A 17,104-nucleotide genomic window follows, 5' to 3' on the forward strand; every position below is an offset into this window, starting at 1 on the left:
TTCTTACGGGGAGAGGGTGGGGTGAGGGACTGCCTCCGCAAACTGCGGTCTGAATAAGTAGAGGGGATCACGCAAAGGGCGGCCGTCGAGTCGGCTAGACTTTTATCGCGGCAACTCGGTGCCATGCCCCTCACCCGGATCGCACCGGACGATGCTTCGCATCGCCGGGGGCGATCCGACCTCTCCCCGCAGAAGGGCGGGGAGAGGTTAAGATGCCTACAGCGTCTCTTGCTGGTGCCCGCACTGCTTGCAAGCGAACTTGACGCGGTTCTGGCCCTTTTCGGCCTGGACCCGGTTCGGCGTGCCGCACTTGCCGCAGACGGCCTCGATACGGGTCGTGCCCTGCTTCACGACGATGGTCTTCTTCTCCATCGATTCGCGGATCAGGCGCTCGGCCTCTTCACGCAGGGATTGTTTCGACAAAGCTCGTCTCCGCCTCTGAAAGCGCGAGAGCCATATCGCACCTGCGTTCAAATCACAATCGGCAATGCCGACAGACCTCGACAATCACGTCACTTCCTCGACATGCACGGCTTCGGGGTCGAAACAGGATTGGCCGTTGTCACGGGAACCGCGAACGCTGGGATATCGACCGGATCGGACGACAGCACGACGAGATGAGTCGCGTTGTTCGCGTCCGAACTATCGTCAATTTGCGAAGGGCTGGTCCTTATCGACGACACGCATGAGGCTTGAGGCGGCTCGCGCCTGCGCGGTCGGAAAGCGCCGCTCCAGGCGCGCCTCACTCGCACGCAGCATTGCCGCGTCGAGCTCGCCCTGCCGCAATCCTTCCAGCGCGCAGGCAAAAATCCTGTAGAACTGCGCGCCGTCATAGGCGACCAGCAGCAGATCGACGCCAGCGTTGATGGCCTCGACCACCGCCTTGCAGACGTCGTGCTGGTAGATCGCGCCCATCACGAGGTCGTCGGTCATCACGACGCCTTGGTAACCCCATTTGTCGCGAATGATCCCGCCGACGACGCGCTTCGAGCGCGAAGCGGCGCGATCGGGATCGACGGCCGTGAGCGTGATATGGCCGACCATGAGCGCGCTTTGTGAATGCGACAGCACCTCGCGGAACGGGAGCCAGTCGGTTGCTTCCAACTCCCTAACCGGCGTGTCGAGATTAGCGCTGAAATGATGCGTGTCGGTGCGCACGCGGCCGATGCCGGGAAAATGCTTGAGCGTCGCGCCGACGCCGGATTCTTCCAGCCCGCGGACATAGGCGCTTGCGATGGTGCCGACGACGGCAGGGTCGCTGGCAATCGCGCGCTGGCCGATCAGCGTGTGGAAGTCGAGGCGGTTGCGGCGGACTGGCGGCTTGAGGTCGAGCACCGGCGCGAGGTTGAGATTGACGCCGAGACCGGCGAGCTCGCGCCCGTGGATGCGGCCGAACTCCTCCGCTTTGCTCTGCTGGTCGTCGGGGGCGAGCCCTGCGAGGGTCGCAAGCGCCGGCACCTTTGTCAGCGGCGGCGCAAGATGCCCGACGATACCGCCCTCCTGGTCCGCGGCGATGACCAGCGGCAGCAGGCTAGCTGCGCGCCGCTTGTCCTGCAGCGCTGCGAGCTCGGCCCGGAGTGCCTCGACCGTCCGGCCCCGGATGTTGTGCCGCGTGACGTAGACGCCGCCGATCAATCCCTGCTCGGCGAGACGCGCGACCTCGGGAAAGGACGAATAGCCGACCATGAAGTGAGGCCCGAGCTGGCGCGCTTCAGAGGCGCTCGCGCTGAGAACGTCGTGCTTACGCAATTCGAATCTCAGATGCGCGGCCAACATCAACAGCGGCGGCAGGCACCAGAGCATGACAAGCAGCTTGCCCGCGACGCTGCGCCACCGCTCGCCGCGGAGCAGGATGATGACGATCACGATGCTTGTGATGACAAGCGTGATGTTTCCGGCGCCGCGCAGCGGGACCAGGTAGGCATCGTTCTTGTTCGCGGCGGCGAATGAACAACGGGCGCGGCGAGCCAGAGCAGGATAAGGCCGATGCGACGGAGGAATTGCATGATGCGTAACGTGCGAGGAGTGGCGAATGCTTCGCACCTATCAAGCCGATTTGCCCCGCGCGAGAGGCAAAAGCGCGCCTGCACGAAAACTGCAAAAGACTCCTGAAACCGTGCAGACGAAGGTCCCGCCTTCTGCACAAGCACCGTTCAGACTTCGTGATGCTACCCATCACGAAAGGTCTTTCGGACATGACGAGCCTGGCTTCCACGATAGCAGCGGACTCCCAACCGATCAGGCACTCCTCAATTCCGGCCAAGCTCGGCCTCGCGCTGGCGCTGGCCGCGCTCGCCGACTGGCTGTTCTATGGCGAGCGGATCGGGATATCCCTTACGCTCTTTGCGATCGCGACTGCTTGCGTGTCGGTGCTGCTGAATCATTCGGCACTGGATCTGCGGCGCGCCATGATCGCCACGGCTATTTTCGTCGCCGGTCTCATGCCGGTCGTCGAGGAGCTCAACACGCTGTCGTTCCTGATCCTCACCGTGGCGCTGGCCATCGCGCTTCTGTTCGCGACCAATCCCGAGATGACCCGGCTCGCCGAGCGCGCCCGCGCGCTGCGCAACTTCTTCCTGTTCGGTCCCTTCAGGTTCTTCCCCGAGGCGCTCCAGGTCTTCAACATCTCGGCGTTCACCCGCGGCATTGCACTCTGGCTGCTGCCGGCAACACTCGGCATCGTCTTCGTCGCCCTGTTCGCCGCGGCCAATCCGGTGATCGAGCAATGGGTATCTCTGCTCAATCCCAAAATCATCCTCGAATATGTCAGCATCCCGCGCGTGCTGTTCTGGGCCATGATGCTGGCGTTGGTCTGGCCGTTCATCCATGTGCGTTGGCGGCGCAGGAAGGTTGCCGCCCCGGTGGTCGCCGATACCGCCGAGCCGGAGCCGCTGGCGCCGTTCGTCTCGGCCGAATTCCTTGGACCCTCCACCATTCTGCGCGCGCTGATCCTGTTCAATCTGCTGTTCGCGGCGCAGTCCATCCTCGACGCGATCTATCTCTGGGGTCATGTGGCGTTGCCGGCCAGCATGACCTATGCGGCCTACGCCCATCGCGGCGCCTATCCGCTGATCGCGACCGCGTTGCTCGCCGCTGCCTTCGTGCTGGCCGCGATGCGCCCGGGCGGGCCGGCGGAGAAGTCGAAAGTGATCCGCCCGCTGGTCTATCTCTGGGTGGGGCAGAATGTCCTGCTCGTCGCCTCCTCCATCCTCCGCCTCGACCTCTACGTCGACATCTACATGCTGACCTACTGGCGCATCGCGGCCTTTATCTGGATGGGGCTGGTGGCGCTGGGGTTGATCCTGATCGTGGCCCGTATCGCGCTGAACCGTTCCAACCGCTGGCTCGTCAGCGCGAATTTGATCGCGTTAACGGTCGTGCTGTACAGTGTTTCGCTGGTGAACTTCGATGCGTTCATTGCCGACTACAATCTGACCCACAGCAGCGAAATGGCGGGCAAGGGCGTGAAGATCGATGCCAACTACCTCCTCACACTTGGGCCGCAGGCGCTGCCTGCACTCGACAAGGTCATCTCGCTTCGCGGCGGCGATTACTGTCTTGCCGGACGCCGAGACCGGCTTGTAGAAACCCAACGCCTGGACATGGCTTGGCGCGCTTGGGGGTTTCGGAGCTGGCGGCTGCAACGCAGGCTCGACGCGCAAGCGAAGAGCCAGTCCAGTAATCAGCCGGCCGGTTGAGCGGAGAGTTTCTTGGCGCATCGCATTCTCATCGCCGACGACGAAGGCCACATCCGCGAGGTCATTCGCGTCGCCCTGAAGAAGGCCGGCATGGACGTGATCGAGGCGCGCGACGGCAAGGAGGCGCTGAGCCGCTTCGCCGCCGACAAGCCCGACCTGATCGTGCTCGACATCGGCATGCCCGAGTTCGATGGCCTCGACGTCTGCCGCAAGGTGCGCAAGAGCTCCGACGTACCGATCCTGTTCCTGTCGGCGCGCGACGAGGAGATCGACCGCGTGCTGGGCCTCGAAATCGGCGGCGACGACTACGTGACCAAACCGTTCAGCCCGCGCGAGCTGGTGGCGCGGGTCAATGTGATCCTGCGCCGCCTCAGCCCGCGCAATGGCGAGATCAAGGCTGGTCCCACCGCGCTAGCTCAAGGCGGCCTCCTCATCGACCCAGAGCAGCACGCGGCGTCCTTCGCAGGAACGCCGCTGAAGCTGACCGCAATCGAATTCGGCATCCTGCGCGCGTTCCTGACCCGGCCGACTTCGGTCTTCAACCGCGAGCAGCTGATGCGGGCGGCCTATCAACTCAACATCCAGGTCTCCGACCGCACCATCGACAGCCATATCCGCAACATCCGCGCCAAGCTCGCGGCGCAGAATTGCGACAACGTCATCGAGACCATCCACGGCGTCGGCTTCAAGCTCGGCCGCTGCGAGAAAGAGGCATGAGCGCGGCCCCGGACAAATGGCGACCGTCGCTCGGGCTCGTGATCTTCGCGGTTCTGGCGACCGTCGCCGTGCTGCCGCTGGTCGGCCTGTTCTTCTTCCGCCTTTACGACAACCAGCTCATCCGCCAGACCCAGGCCGAGCTGATCGCACAGAGCCGCGTGCTTGCGACTATCTATGCGCAGGAGGTCGCAGCAAGGCTCGACAGCGGCCTGACGCTCGGTCCCGAGGTGCCGCCCGGTGTGCTTCCCGATCCCGGCGACCAGTTCACGCCGATCCGGCCTGCGCTTGACCTTACTGCCAACGACCTGTTGCGGCGGCGGCCGGATGCGCAGGCCGCGCCCCGGCCGGCGCAGCAGGCCTATGTCGAGATCGGCGCCAAGCTGGCACCGATCATCCGCGAGACCCAGAAGGTTACGCTGGCGGGATTTCGGATCCTCGATCCGCAAGGCGTGGTGATCGCCGGACGACAGGAGGTCGGGCAATCGCTCGCCCATATCGAGGAGGTCGCGGACGCGCTGCATGGGCAATACCGCGCCACCTTGCGCAACCGCGTGCCGGACAAGCCGCCGCCGCCGATCTATTCCTTCAGCCGCGGCCGCGGCGTCCACGTGTTCTCGGCAATGCCCGTCATCGTCAACAACCGCGTCGCCGGCGTGATCTACACGACGCGGACACCGAGCAACATCTTTGACCATCTCTACCAGGAGCGGGCTAAGTTCGTGCTGGCGGGACTCGCCGTGATCCTCGGCACGATCGCGATCGGGCTCGTATTCTCGCGCACCATCACGCTGCCGATGCGCGAGTTGATCGATCGCGCCGCACGGATCGGCCGCGGCGACCGCGAGGCGTTCCAGCCGCTCCGTCACTACGGCACGCGGGAGTTCGCCCAGCTCTCGTACAGCTTCCTCGGCATGGCCGAGCAGCTGGCGCGGCGCTCCGACTATATCGCGACCTTCTCGGCCCACCTTACCCACGAGCTGAAATCGCCACTGACCTCGATCAAGGGCGCGGCCGAGCTGCTGCAGGATTCGCTTCACGGCAAGGCCGACAGCCTGACGCCGGCGGAGCAGAAGACGTTCATCGCGAACATCCTGTCGGACACACAGCGGCTGGAAGCGATGGCGCAGCGGCTGCGCGAACTGGCCCGCGCCGAAAGCCTGCCGCAGAACGAGCGCACCGAGCTTGCACCCGTGATCGCCGACCTCAGGAGCCGGTTTCCGGCAAGCTCAATCTCGGCCAGCGGAAGCCTCGACCGGATGATCGGCATGTCCGGCGAGAAGGCGCTGATCGTGCTGTCGCATCTCGCCGATAACGCGATGCGGCACAAGGCGAGGATGATCACGCTGGAGGCGGTCGACGAGCGCACGACCTTGCTTCTGACGGTCAGCAATGATGGCGAGCCGATCTCGGCGCCGAACCGCGACAGGATCTTTGACGCGTTCTTCACCACCCGGCGCGACCAGGGCGGGACCGGGATGGGGCTCGCGATCGCGCGTGCGGTGATGGCGAGCCATGGCGGCTCGATCAGGCTCAAGCCGACCGACGCGGGCGCGGCGTTCGAGCTCCAGTTTCCGGTGGCCTAGATCGCAAATACCCAGACTGCGACGATGGTGCCGATGGTGACGAGGCCGGCGATGGTCCAGCCCGCGGCATATTCCAGCTCAGGATGACCGTTCGCCCGCATGATCTCTGCCGGGTCTGCGGTATGCTTCTCTGCCATGACAGCCTCGCACGTTTCTCCCCGCGTCATATGTAAGTCGCTTGGGCCGCCATAAGGTTCCATCACGGAAACGCGAGGATCGAGGCGTCCGTCGAGCAGGAGCGGACGTGACAGGCCGCTCCGACAAAAACTGCGAAAACAACCCCATGCAAAGTAGAAGCGTCTTGCCCGCATGAGACTCGGTCGCATGCGACAACCGTTTGACACATCGGTGCAAAACCGCCGCCCCGCGCAACCACCGCGCGATTGGCGCCTTGCCTTCCAAATCTGATTGCATGCTAGACTGGATGCACGCCGTTCACGGCAGGCGGGAAGCATGGCCGACGGCAAGGCGAAGCGCGGCGGTGCGGATCGCGCGCCGATTGCGCTTACCGAGAAGAAGGCGGCCTGAGACTTGAGGCAGGGAGACAGGGATGAAACCCGCTGGATTGATCCGCGTCTCCGCCCTCGTTGTCGCAACCGCCTCCAACATTGCCGGTGCCTTCGCCGCAACGCCCGCAAAAGTCCTGGGCTCAACGGCGCTGGCGCTCGCGGGTGTGATCGCGCCGCTGTCGCCGGACCTGTCGAGCGCCGAGAAGAAGGCGGTGGCGATGCTGTTCGCCGCCAATAGTGACATTCCCTACAAGAAGCCGATTGTGGTGACCGCTGACAGGATTGTCTGCCGCGCCGGCAATGTCGACATCACCACACGCAACTGCGAGGTCACCTTCGGCAAGAAGGTCAGGACCGTGAACGGCTCTACGGCCAACGAGATCTTCGCAACCGAAGCGCTGGCCGACGTCCCATCCGATGGCGCAGCGGGATCGAATTTCGAGAGCCTGAGCAAGCTGAGCTGCACGATCGACCCCAACGCCATCAGGCGGAAGGACGGCAGCGGGGCGGAGTGCACGTTCCAGCCGGGGAATTGAGCCGTACCTATTGAGCCGTACTTGGAGAACCGGCCGAAGGCGCCGTGAAATCGCCTCAAGACCAGCCAACTAATAAGGCAAATTGAAAAGACGGGCCCAACGAGCAAGCCAATATGAGGCGGGCAGGGCCGACACAAACATGAAGAATTATCTCGCATTTTTCCTTTTTCTGAGCATCACGACAGCCTCCGCACATGGTCCGCTGCCGGCACGGCTGACCGCACCGTCCGACCTTGTCCTGACGGGCCTCACCGATTCCGACACGACCGCCGGCGGCACCGCACGGCTGTGCGAGCAGGTCACCTTCTCGCGCGGCCTGCGCTACGGCGAGAGCGAGGCCAATGTGCTCGACGTCGCCACCAGCGCAACCAAGGCGGATACGCCGCGGCCGGTGCTGCTGTTCGTGGCGGGCGACACTTTCACTGGCGATCGCGGCGCGCCGGACCTGGCACGCCAGATCCAGGATCAGGCCATGTGTTTTGCCGCGCGCAACGACATGATCGGGGTGCGGGTCAACTATCGCCTCGCGCCGTCGGCGGTCTGGCCGGTCGGTGCGACCGACGTCGCGGCAGCGCTGTCCTGGATTCATGGCAATATCGACCTGTTCAACGGCGACGCCCGCGAGATCGTCGCGGTGGGTTACGGCGCCGGCGCCTTTCACGTCGCCACCCTGCTCGCGCATCCCGAGCTCCAGACCGAACAGGCAGACGTCGCGGGCGTCGTGCTGATCTCGGGTATCTATCGCGCCGGCAAGGACGCGAGCGATAGCGTGAAGGCCTATCTCGGCGCTGACGCCAGTCAGTATGACAAGCGGTCGGCTTTCCCGGGTATCCTCAACGTGGACGTTCCGATCGTGCTGGCATGGGCCACGGACGATCCCGCTGGCGTCGCCCAGGGCGAGACCCTGAAGAAGACGCTCTGCGGCGCCGGCCATTGCCCGCGCGCCTCGCTCCTGCGCAACCGCGATGGCATTGCCGCTGCCTTCGGCCTCGACGGCTCCGGCGACAGTCTCGCCGAGCCGACACTGCTGCTGGTGCACCAGCTCGAGGCGCGGGGATTGCCGTAACGGCGCGGGCAGCGCTTATTATTTCGAGCTTTTGCTGGGCCACCCCTCTCCCCCCGCCCTCCCCCGCAAGGGGGGAGGGAGCACAGCGGCGCGCTTGGCTGCGCTGTGCGCTCATCGTCACGGCGCGAATTGGTCAAAGCGCACTCACTAGGACAATGGTGCGTTCCCTCCCCCTTGCGGGGGAGGGTTAGGGAGAGGGGTGTCACACGGGGACTCTCTCAATCAGAGACGCGCTACGCTCGCGGACTGCCGTAACGGCGCGTCAGCACGCCTGCCTTTTCGTTCGGACTAACAGATGCGCTGTTTTGAAGCGCGCAGCCAAGTCACAGGAATGACAAACGCTTGACCTAGATCAACCGGCCTTGGTGCGGATTGGGTCGACCTCGATGAGGGGCCAACGACAAGGTGGCGAATATGCGCGTCATCGGCAGGATGCTGTTCGTTGCGATGATCGCCTTGACATCGCTTGGCGCGATGTCGCAGCAACGCGCCGAACAACCGGCAAACGACCAGGAAATCCGCATCGGCAATGTCATGCCGTATTCAGGACCGCTCTCGGAATTCGGCGCCATCGGTCAGGCGGAGGCCGCCTATTTCGACATGATCAACGCGCGTGGAGGAATCAGCGGCCGCAAGATCCGCTTCATCACGCGCGACGACAATTCCGATCCGGCGGCCGCGATGGAGCTGACCCGCAACCTGGTCGAGAAGGACGACGTCCAGCTGATGTTCGGGTCGTTCGGCACGCCTGGCAATCTCGCCACGCGCTGGTATCTGAACGAGAAGAAGATCCCGCAGCTATTCGTCGCCTCCGGCGACGAGGAGCTGAGCCAGGCCAGGGCGTTTCCCTGGACCATGGGCTGGCAGCCGCCGTTCCGGTCGGAGGGGCGCATCTACGCCAACTACATCCAGGCCTATTACCCACGGAAGAAGATCGTCGTGCTCTGGCAGAACGACCAGTTCGGACGCACGCTCTACAAGGGCATTCAGGAAGGTCTTGGCGACCTGAACCGTCAGATCCTCGTCGACATCGCCTTCGACATTGGCGATGAGCATCTCGAAGGGCACGTCGCGGTCCTCAAGCGCGCGGACGCAGATATTTTCGTCTTTCTCGGCGTGCCGTCGACGGCATCCAAGGTGATCAAGCTGGCGGCGTCACTCAATTGGCACCCGGTTTTCATCGTGAACGATGCCTCCGCCTCGATCGCCAATGCGATGGCGCCTGCTGGCCTCGAGAATTCGTCCGGCGTGGTCTCGGCGGCCTTCCTGAAGGACCCGAGCGATCCCGCCTGGAAGGACGATCCTGCCATGAAGAACTGGTTCGCCTTCATGGACAAGTTCTATCAAGTCGAAAGCGCGAACAACAGTGCTGCGCTTTACGGCTACGCCGCGGCCGAGGCACTGACGCAGGTGCTGAAGCAATGCGGCGACGACTTCTCGCGCGACAACATCATGCGTCAGGCGGCGTCGCTCAGGGACTATAAACCCTCCGTTGCGTTGCCCAGCATCAAGATGAACACCTCGCCCGACAGCTATCTGCCGATCAAGCAGATGCGGCTCGTCCAGTTTGACGGCCGTTCCTGGCAGCCATTCGGCGAGGTGATCGAAACCGCATTCACCGAAGGCGCGAAGCGATAAGCCGCCTCACGCCGGCTTGAGCCAGACAACGATCATACGCACACCTTTTGCTGGGCTACCCCCCTCCCCTGCCCTCCCCCACAAGGGGGGAGGGAGCAGGGCGGGGCCCGCCGCGACGATGTGCTCTCGTCACCTCAGCGAAAAATTTGGAACGTCGCCGCCACAACAACGGTGCGTTCCCTCCCCCCCCTTGTGGGGGAGGGTTAGGGAGAGGGGTGCCACACGGAACTCTCTCTCGATTGGAAAGAGCGCAACACACGACCGCAAGTCATTACGCAGGCCTCAGCGAGGCCAGTGCGCTTTCCAGCAGCGAGCGCACCCGCGCCGCATCGCCGGATTTCACTATCGCCGGGTCGAGATAGAGCTCGAGGCCGGGAGCGCGCTCGGTGATGATTCCGCTCTTTTCAGCAGAGGCTTCGTTGAGCGCGTCGACCGAATAGGGAATGACCTCGCGGCTGATGCCCTTCATCGTGATCGCGGGCAGCGCGTGCGCCCGCACGATGTCGCTAACGAGTGCGAACGTCTCGTAGCTCAGCACGATGCCGCCGGGCTCGGCGATCGATTGCAGGCGCGCGGCGAGGTTCGCCTCGGCACCGATGATTGTGTAGTCCATGCGGTCGCTGCTGCCGAAATTGCCGACATTGCAATAGCCGGAATTGATGCCCATGCGCGAGCGGAACGGCTGCTCGATGCCGGAGGCCCGCCACTTCGCATTGAGCTCGGTGAGACGGTGCTGCATGCGCCAGGCCATCTGGAGGCAGGCCTGTGCGTCGGCGCGGTCGCCCCTGGTCTCGGGATCGCCGAAGAAGATCAGCATGGCGTCGCCGATAAACTTGTCGATGGTGCCGCCATACTCGTGCGCGATCGCCGACATCTCGGTGAAATATTCGTTGAGGAGCTGGGTCAGAAGCTCCGGCTGGAGCCGCTCGGCGGTCGCGGTAAAATTCTGGATGTCGGAGAAGAAGATAGTGAGCTTCTTGCGCTCGGTATGGATGGTGACGTCCTTCTGGCCGGAGAAGATGCTCTTGTAGACCTGCGGCGGGATGTAGCGCGAGATCTTCATCGAGAGCGAGGCGAGGAAGTCGTTGGCCGACTCGAGCTCCTTGTTCATGTTCTTGATGCGCCAGGCCTGGCGGCGTTGCTGTGCGAGGAACGCCAGGCCGCTTCCAGCGGCGATGACGAAATAGGCGAGCAGGAACTTGAACGAGAAGATGTTGGCCGCGATCGGCTGCGCGATGATCACCTCCTGGATGCCTCTGACATCGCCGACCTTCCAGTCCTTCTTCGGGCTCTCGGGGTGGCTGTTGTGGCAGCTCACGCAGGCCGGGCCCATCGTGACGGGCGCGACCAGGCGGACCTTGTCGTTGAAGAGCGAGGTCTCGGTCTCGACGATCTTCTTGTCAGGATCCTTGCGAAGCGCATCGAGCGCGTCCTTCTCGAACTTGTCGAGCTGGTGGGGGGGCGCGATTCTGGAATGGGAAGTCCGAGACGAAGCGGTAGGTGATGTTCTCCTGCTGCGCGCCGATCACCCGGCCGAGCTCGAGCGACAGCGTCGCCGGGATCGGGATCGCGCCGGGAACGGATTCGTAGTTGTGCACGACCTTCGTCGTACCATCCGGGTTGGCGAGCACGCGCCCGACGACATTGGAAGCATAGTAGCTGCGCACACTGGTGATGACCGAGTTAAGATCGGCGGCCTGCCGGCGCAGCGCGGTCTTGCTGAGCTCGGTCAGGTCCAGCCACACCGCGAGCGGCAGAGCGAGCAGGAGGAAGGCGATCACGGCCCCCGTCAGGATGCCGCTCTTGCGCTGTTCTTCGGAGATCTCTTGTTTCACCCTGTGGCTCCGTTGTGTGCGATTTTGCCACAAATCTTTGGGATCTGCGGCAAAGCATGCGGCGGCACAGAGCCAATAAACACGGGCCAGCGCAACCCCATTTTATGGCGCTCGCGGCAGGCGTCTTTTCTTTTCGTTTCATGACGAACGTTTAAGATCGACATTAACCTGCATTCACTCCGCCGGGAGACCTTGAAATGACCGAGACCATCCGCATCAAGCGCTTCAATGCGCGCCCCGTGATCGTGCCGATGAACCTGCCGCTGCAGACCTCGACCGGAGCGGTCGCCAGGGCGCCGCTGGTGCTGATCGACTGCGAGACCGACCAGGGCGCGGTCGGGCATGCCTATCTGTTCTCGATCACGCCTTCGGCCCTGAAGCCGCTGACCGCGATGGTCACGGAAATGTCAGACCTGCTCGCCGGCGACGAGTTGCTGCCGTTCGAGATCGAGTGCAAGCTGACCCAGCGCTTCACGCTGCTTGGGCTCGCCGGCCTGCAACGATTGGCGCAATCCGGCATCGACATGGCGGCGTGGGACGCACTGGCGCGTAGCAAAGGCCTGCCGCTCGCGCGGCTGCTTGGCGGCGCGCCGAAACCGGTCAAGGCCTACAATTCGAAGGGGCTCGGCATCATGCCGGTGGGCGCCGCGGTCGACGAGGCGCACAAGCTGCTGGCCGAGGGCTTTCAGGCGGCAAAGATTCGTGTCGGCCGGCCCGATGCGCGCGAGGATCTCGCCGTCGTGCGCGCGGTGCGAAAGGCGGTCGGCGATCAGGTCACGCTGATGTGCGACTACAACCAGGCGCTGACGGTGACTGAGGCCATCCGCCGCGGCGAGATGCTCGACGACGAGGGCCTGACCTGGATCGAGGAACCGATCCGCCACGACGACTACGCCGGCTGCGCCCGCATCGCGGATGCGCTGCATACGCCAGTCCAGATCGGCGAGAATTTTGACAGCGCGTTCTCGATGCAGACGGCGCTCTCCTCTGAGGCCTGCGACTACGTGATGCCCGACGCGCAACGCATCGGCGGTGTCACCGGCTGGCTCCGTGCCGCCTCGCTCGCGCACGCCGCCGGCATCGAGATGTCGACGCACCTGTTCTCGGAGGTCAGCGCGCACCTGTTGTGCGTGACGCCGACCGCGCATTGGCTGGAATATGTCGACTGGGCCGACGCGGTGCTGGCCACGCGGTTGAAGATCAAGGACGGTTTTGCGCTGCCGAACGAAGAGCCCGGCAACGGCATCGCGTGGGATGAAGCGGCGGTCAAAAAATATCTCGTGAGCTAGCGCGTGTAGGCGCAGATGTCGGCTTTTGAGGTTATGCAGAAATCTTATGCTTGATCAGGGAATTGGCGGTTTTGACTCGAACCGGACCAACTGAATCGACGCTGTCCAGCTGCCGCCTGGAGATGTAGTCCAGAAACTGGACTACCTTGGTGGCCCTGGTGATGCTAAAGTTCTCGTCATGAAAGGCTATGGATCATTTTGCCCCGTAGCCAAAGCTGCGGAAATTCTCACGGAGCGGTGGACCCTGCTCGTGCTCCGCGAGCTGTTGCTAGGGTCCCGCCACTTCAACCAGCTTCGCCGCGGCATCCCGCAGATGTCGCCGACCCTCCTCTCCAAGCGTCTGCACACGTTAGAAGAAGCGGGGCTAGTCGCACGCCAATCAGGCGACAATGGGCATTGGGAGTACCATCCAACCCAAGCTGCCGAGGAAGCTTGGCCAATTATCGATGCATTGGGCTATTGGGGCCACAGGTGGGCGCGCAGCCAACTCACACCCAACGAACTCCACGCGGGTCGTCTCATGTGGAATATGCGCCGTTCGTTCGATCTAAAGCACGTTCCATGCGACTTCGTGCTCTACATCGAGATTGCGGACGCTCGGCCGAAACGCTGGTGGTTCGTTGTTAAGAAGGAAGAGGCCGATCTCTGCTGGGATGACCCCGGCTTCAAGGTCGATATTTGCCTCTATGCGAGTCTGCTGACGCTTGTGCAGATTTTCGTAGACGAGATGCCGCTGCCACGGGCGTGTGAGCTCGGCAAAATCGAGATCGACGGTCCTAGGCATCTAGTGAACAGCATGTGCGCTTGGTTCCCACGCAGCAAATATGCGAATGAGGCGCCTGCGGCCGCAGGTCAAGTCTTAGCCAGCTAACGACACCCTCTCCAGTCCACTTTTTGGACTAGTGGCCCTGCTTCCCCCCCGCAGTAGCGTCTGCGAATGCGCTCATGCGCTGAGCATCTCAGCTAAAGGAGGCAAAGATGAGCCGCCCTTCTCTTCTGTCATACGCTCTGCTGTTGATCTTTACTTGTACTTGCGTCGCTCACGCCGGGGCAGACCCACTTGCCGACGAAATTACCTCGGTGGCTGCCAAATGGGATGCCGCCATCAACAACGCAGACTTCGATGCCCTATTACCGTTGTATACGGCTGACGGCAGATTGATGCCGCCCGGTGCGCAGCCCGTCACCGGCCCTTTGGCAATCCGTGATTTTTTTGCCGGGCGGGGAAGAAGCGTCAGAGATCACAAGGTTGAGCTGGTCGATGTGTTGCCCTCCGGGAACTACGCCTATACGGCCTCCCATTTCACGGCCACGTTAGTGGTGAATGAGAAGGCGACGCCAATCTCCGGGAGCACTGTGAGACTCCTTGAGCGCCAACCCGACGGACAGTGGAAGATAAAGTCTCATATCTTCGTTAGAGAATAGATTCGCGGGTGCCCGAGGCCACCCACAAACCTGACACGGGTTGCAAGTGATCGATGGTCATGGTCATGCACCCTATTGGCCCATCGCCGACATGGATCGATATCCGCTCTTTGGCCGCTATTGGGGCCAATGCGGTCGTGGCGAATTTGCGAGTACACGCCGTAGTCCGGCTGGATCCGCGCCGGGCTAAGCTCACGCGAAGGAAAAGCCGGGCTGGCCTCGAACAAAGCCATTGGCAAAGGCGGCGCCCGGGTAAAGCTCGGACAGGCGGCCGCTTGCGCCTTCGGCCGACCTGCGCCCGTCGAGCACGTCGCGAAAGGTTTTCGCGACTTCGACCATGTCGCAATCCTGCGGCGACAGGCGCAGCGAGCCGATGCCGGCCTTGCGCAGCGCATCGATTTCGCCAATGAGATTTGTGCAGGCATGCGACAAGGTCTGAACGCCGTTGATTGTCAGGAAATCCTGCTGGTCCAGCGTCTTCAATGCGAGTCCATCCGGATCCTGTTCGCAGACGAAACGGCAATTGTCCTTGGAGAGCTTGTGAAGCCGCGCGTGGTAGCAACGGGCGGAGATCGCCAGCGGCACCCTGCCGAAGGCGAACATTTCGATCACGGCCTCGGGGACCGTTGCGGCGATCACCGCTGCCGATGAGATCGGCAGTTCAGGCGGCAGGCAGATGCGCGCAGCGCCTTGCTGGACGTGAAACGCCGCGCTCGTCTCGTTGTAGATGTTGACGAAGGGGCCGATGGCGTGCGGCCGGCCCTTGATCGATTTGAGGCAGGTCAGGTCGTTCACCTCGACCAATGTGCCCTCACCCGCGCAGAGTTCCTCGGTCTGACGCCGCTCGCGCCGCAGCGACACCAGGATCAGCGAACCCAGCAGAACCTGCTTGCCGGCATGCTGGAGGCGTTCGATCACATCAGGCAGGTGTTCCGCAAAGAACGGGGACCGTTTCGAGCACACGATCTCACCCACGGACACGACATCGACCGGCGCCTCGTCGGCGATCCGGAAATAGAAATCGCGCCAACGTTCCGGCGCCCAATTGTAGAGGACTGGGCCGAGACTAAGTTGCATCAGGGCTTCTCTCATTCATGGCGGACCGCAACCGATCACCGCATGTCTTGCGATAGGCGCCGACCGTCGAGGCCTGGCCTTCGGTGAACGGCTTGAGGCTCCCGACGTCCGCTTCACATCCATCTACCAGAGTATCGAGCGCGCGGCGGAAGTGACGGACCACGCTCTCGATATAGGCGCGTCCGCGCTGACGCCCCTCGATCTTCAGCGCGGCGACGCCGGCGGTTCGGAGTCCTGCGAGCAATGTCGTGGCGTCAAGGCTGACGGGATCCTCGAAGATGTAGCCGTCACCATGCTCGGTCGAGAAGCGGCCCTTGCACAGGGTCGGATAGCCCGCGGCCTCCTGCGGCGCGAAGCGGTTGATGGTGAAGCCGCCGAGCCGCGACGTCGTCCCTTGCGCAGTCTCCTTATAGGCAACGTGGCTCGCCGGCGAGCACACGCCCTGCATATTCGGCGATTTTCCTGTGGCATAGGACGACAGGGAGCAGCGCCCTTCGGCCATGACGCAAAGGCCGCCGAACACGAACACCTCGGTCTCGCAACCTGCCTCGCGGGTGATTTCGGCGATCTCCGAAACGCTCAGCACGCGCGGCAGCACGACACGGCGCGCCCCGAACGTCTCGACGTAGAAGGCGATGGCATCGGGGTTCGCGGCCGCGGCCTGCACCGAGACATGCAGGCGCTGGTTCGGATGGCGCCTTGCGACGTAGTCCATCAGTCCGATATCGGCGACGATCAGCGCGTCGGCACCGGCATCGACGGCATCGTCCACGGCACGCTGCCAGAGCGCGACGGACGACGCGCGCGGAAAGGTATTGATGGCGACGAGGATGCGCGCCCCGCGGCTGTGGGCGAACGCAATTCCCTTGCGCAGCTCGTCGCGGCTGAAGTTCAGGCCTGGAAAATTGCGTGCGTTGGTCTCGTCATTGAAGCCGCAATAGACGGCGTCCGCACCCGCATCGATGGCGCTCCTCAGCGCGGCCGGCGTACCGGCGGGACAGATCAGCTCCATGATTTTGGCTCCTCCGGCGCACGGGAGGAGCCGGTCAGCCTGTCCCGCACGAGCTCGAACGAACGTCTGGCCGGCTCGCCCAGCGGGCCGAGCAGCAAAGCCAGTTCCTCGGCCAGATCGAGCTGCGCATCGTCGATCGCATTGCGCAGAGCGAGTACGGCTTCGATGTTGCCCTCGATCGTGAGCGTACGCGAAAACATCAGCGCATCGCCGTCGACCCTGCCCTCGACCAGCGCAAGCAGGTTCGCGAGCGAGGCGGAGACATATGCATCGAGGCCCCGCGGCAGTTCGCGCACCACCGACAGCCGCGGCGGTGCGGCCTCCACAATGAAGGCGAACGGCAGGTCGACCGGTCTGATCCCGAACCGCGCGCGGCGATGCTCTCCGAGTCTGTCGAGCAGGCCGGGGTTGCGCGCCAGGATCCGCGCCAGGAAGCCACCGAGAACGAGTTGCAGTGGCAGCAGAGGCAAGGGACGCATCGCGAGCGCGAGAAGCGGTGGGATTGTCGGCAATGGACCCGACGCAACGGACGAATGACTCATCTCGCCATCTGAGCCGATTGCGCGCGGATGTATTTGAGCGGGAACAAGGAAGATCGAAATCGCGCCGGCTAGCCTCTGCTTTTTCAGGAGACTGTTCGCTTGCAACGGGTGGACTCAACCGGTCGGTGCAACACTCTAATCCTTTAGCAGAGATGGAGTGTGGACATGAAGCAGCGA

General features: G+C 63.3%; 14 protein-coding genes and 2 pseudogenes. 9 read left to right on the forward strand and 7 right to left on the reverse strand.

Features of this window, described 5'->3' with window-relative positions:
* Positions 1–216 precede the first annotated feature (216 nt).
* Positions 217–423 (reverse strand): hypothetical protein, encoded by a 207-nt coding sequence (locus AC629_RS15435; protein WP_084805577.1) that lies wholly within the window; start codon positions 421–423, stop codon positions 217–219.
* Between the two features lie 225 nt (positions 424–648).
* Positions 649–2,006, reverse strand: a pseudogene (locus AC629_RS15440) (glycoside hydrolase family 3 N-terminal domain-containing protein).
* Between the two features lie 189 nt (positions 2,007–2,195).
* Here AC629_RS15440 and AC629_RS15445 point away from each other — a divergent pair.
* The 3 genes from AC629_RS15445 to AC629_RS15455 are packed head-to-tail and all read left to right on the forward strand — an operon-like array spanning position 2,196 to position 5,998.
* Positions 2,196–3,698, forward strand: a complete 1,503-nt coding sequence (locus tag AC629_RS15445) for a DUF4153 domain-containing protein (RefSeq protein ID WP_084805579.1) — start codon at positions 2,196–2,198, stop codon at positions 3,696–3,698.
* A gap of 12 nt (positions 3,699–3,710) precedes the next feature.
* Positions 3,711–4,415, forward strand: coding sequence for a response regulator (locus AC629_RS15450; RefSeq protein ID WP_084805582.1), 705 nt, complete (start codon positions 3,711–3,713; stop codon positions 4,413–4,415).
* Complete coding sequence (locus tag AC629_RS15455; RefSeq protein WP_084805585.1) at positions 4,412–5,998, forward strand: ATP-binding protein; 1,587 nt, start codon at positions 4,412–4,414, stop codon at positions 5,996–5,998. Before AC629_RS15450 ends, AC629_RS15455 begins: the two co-directional genes overlap by 4 nt.
* Here the strand turns inward: AC629_RS15455 and AC629_RS46825 are convergent.
* The gene (locus AC629_RS46825) at positions 5,995–6,135 is read right to left on the reverse strand and encodes a hypothetical protein (RefSeq protein ID WP_167561152.1); all 141 of its coding nucleotides are present in this window, start codon (positions 6,133–6,135) and stop codon (positions 5,995–5,997) included. The genes AC629_RS15455 and AC629_RS46825 overlap by 4 nt on opposite strands.
* Positions 6,136–6,548: 413 nt before the next feature.
* Here AC629_RS46825 and AC629_RS15460 point away from each other — a divergent pair, with 413 nt between their 5' ends.
* The 3 genes from AC629_RS15460 to AC629_RS15470 all read left to right on the forward strand — a co-directional run bounded on the left by AC629_RS15460 (position 6,549) and on the right by AC629_RS15470 (position 9,747).
* Positions 6,549–7,043, forward strand: a complete 495-nt coding sequence (locus AC629_RS15460) for a hypothetical protein (RefSeq protein WP_084805587.1) — start codon at positions 6,549–6,551, stop codon at positions 7,041–7,043.
* Between the two features lie 139 nt (positions 7,044–7,182).
* The gene (locus AC629_RS15465; protein WP_084805588.1) at positions 7,183–8,109 is read left to right on the forward strand and encodes an alpha/beta hydrolase; all 927 of its coding nucleotides are present in this window, start codon (positions 7,183–7,185) and stop codon (positions 8,107–8,109) included.
* Between the two features lie 414 nt (positions 8,110–8,523).
* Positions 8,524–9,747: an ABC transporter substrate-binding protein gene (locus AC629_RS15470; protein ID WP_084805589.1), complete on the forward strand. Its 1,224-nt coding sequence runs from the start codon at positions 8,524–8,526 to the stop codon at positions 9,745–9,747.
* A 271-nt stretch (positions 9,748–10,018) separates the two neighbouring features.
* Here AC629_RS15470 and AC629_RS15475 read toward each other — a convergent pair.
* A pseudogene (locus AC629_RS15475) lies at positions 10,019–11,582 on the reverse strand (adenylate/guanylate cyclase domain-containing protein).
* Positions 11,583–11,779: 197 nt separating this feature from the next.
* On the opposite strand from AC629_RS15475, the gene AC629_RS15480 reads away from it, so the two are divergent.
* The 3 genes from AC629_RS15480 (at position 11,780) to AC629_RS15490 (ending at position 14,296) form a co-directional block, all read left to right on the forward strand.
* Positions 11,780–12,871 carry an enolase C-terminal domain-like protein gene (locus AC629_RS15480; RefSeq protein ID WP_084805591.1) on the forward strand — a complete coding sequence of 364 codons (1,092 nt, stop codon included), beginning with the start codon at positions 11,780–11,782 and terminating at the stop codon, positions 12,869–12,871.
* Positions 12,872–13,049: 178 nt separating this feature from the next.
* Positions 13,050–13,742 (forward strand): winged helix-turn-helix transcriptional regulator, encoded by a 693-nt coding sequence (locus AC629_RS15485; RefSeq protein WP_084805593.1) that lies wholly within the window; start codon positions 13,050–13,052, stop codon positions 13,740–13,742.
* 107 nt (positions 13,743–13,849) lie between these two features.
* A complete protein-coding gene (locus AC629_RS15490; RefSeq protein WP_084805595.1) occupies positions 13,850–14,296 on the forward strand; it encodes a YybH family protein in 447 nt (148 codons plus the stop codon).
* 192 nt (positions 14,297–14,488) lie between these two features.
* Here the strand turns inward: AC629_RS15490 and ubiV are convergent, their stop codons facing one another.
* The 3 genes from ubiV to ubiT are packed head-to-tail and all read right to left on the reverse strand — an operon-like array spanning position 14,489 to position 16,864.
* Positions 14,489–15,373 carry a ubiquinone anaerobic biosynthesis protein UbiV gene (gene ubiV, locus AC629_RS15495; protein ID WP_084805596.1) on the reverse strand — a complete coding sequence of 295 codons (885 nt, stop codon included), beginning with the start codon at positions 15,371–15,373 and terminating at the stop codon, positions 14,489–14,491.
* Positions 15,363–16,385, reverse strand: coding sequence for a ubiquinone anaerobic biosynthesis protein UbiU (gene ubiU / locus AC629_RS15500; RefSeq protein WP_084805599.1), 1,023 nt, complete (start codon positions 16,383–16,385; stop codon positions 15,363–15,365). Before ubiU ends, ubiV begins: the two co-directional genes overlap by 11 nt.
* Positions 16,376–16,864, reverse strand: coding sequence for a ubiquinone anaerobic biosynthesis accessory factor UbiT (gene ubiT, locus AC629_RS15505; protein ID WP_245331878.1), 489 nt, complete (start codon positions 16,862–16,864; stop codon positions 16,376–16,378). Before ubiT ends, ubiU begins: the two co-directional genes overlap by 10 nt.
* Positions 16,865–17,104 lie beyond the last annotated feature (240 nt).

It is taken from the genome of Bradyrhizobium sp. NAS80.1 (genome assembly GCF_001908205.1).
Lineage (GTDB): Bacteria > Pseudomonadota > Alphaproteobacteria > Rhizobiales > Xanthobacteraceae > Bradyrhizobium.

What these genes read in the sequence shown, in the direction of transcription:
- AC629_RS15460 (WP_084805587.1), top strand. Translation starts at nt 6,549, where the DNA reads ATGAAACCCGCTGGATTGATCCGCGTCTCCGCCCTCGTTGTCGCAACC.
- ubiT (WP_245331878.1), bottom strand. Translation starts at nt 16,864, where the DNA reads ATGCGTCCCTTGCCTCTGCTGCCACTGCAACTCGTTCTCGGTGGCTTC.
- AC629_RS15470 (WP_084805589.1), top strand. Translation starts at nt 8,524, where the DNA reads ATGCGCGTCATCGGCAGGATGCTGTTCGTTGCGATGATCGCCTTGACA.
- AC629_RS15455 (WP_084805585.1), top strand. Translation starts at nt 4,412, where the DNA reads ATGAGCGCGGCCCCGGACAAATGGCGACCGTCGCTCGGGCTCGTGATC.
- ubiU (WP_084805599.1), bottom strand. Translation starts at nt 16,385, where the DNA reads ATGGAGCTGATCTGTCCCGCCGGTACGCCGGCCGCGCTGAGGAGCGCC.
- AC629_RS15445 (WP_084805579.1), top strand. Translation starts at nt 2,196, where the DNA reads ATGACGAGCCTGGCTTCCACGATAGCAGCGGACTCCCAACCGATCAGG.
- AC629_RS46825 (WP_167561152.1), bottom strand. Translation starts at nt 6,135, where the DNA reads ATGGCAGAGAAGCATACCGCAGACCCGGCAGAGATCATGCGGGCGAAC.
- AC629_RS15490 (WP_084805595.1), top strand. Translation starts at nt 13,850, where the DNA reads ATGAGCCGCCCTTCTCTTCTGTCATACGCTCTGCTGTTGATCTTTACT.
- ubiV (WP_084805596.1), bottom strand. Translation starts at nt 15,373, where the DNA reads ATGCAACTTAGTCTCGGCCCAGTCCTCTACAATTGGGCGCCGGAACGT.
- AC629_RS15485 (WP_084805593.1), top strand. Translation starts at nt 13,050, where the DNA reads ATGAAAGGCTATGGATCATTTTGCCCCGTAGCCAAAGCTGCGGAAATT.
- AC629_RS15480 (WP_084805591.1), top strand. Translation starts at nt 11,780, where the DNA reads ATGACCGAGACCATCCGCATCAAGCGCTTCAATGCGCGCCCCGTGATC.
- AC629_RS15465 (WP_084805588.1), top strand. Translation starts at nt 7,183, where the DNA reads ATGAAGAATTATCTCGCATTTTTCCTTTTTCTGAGCATCACGACAGCC.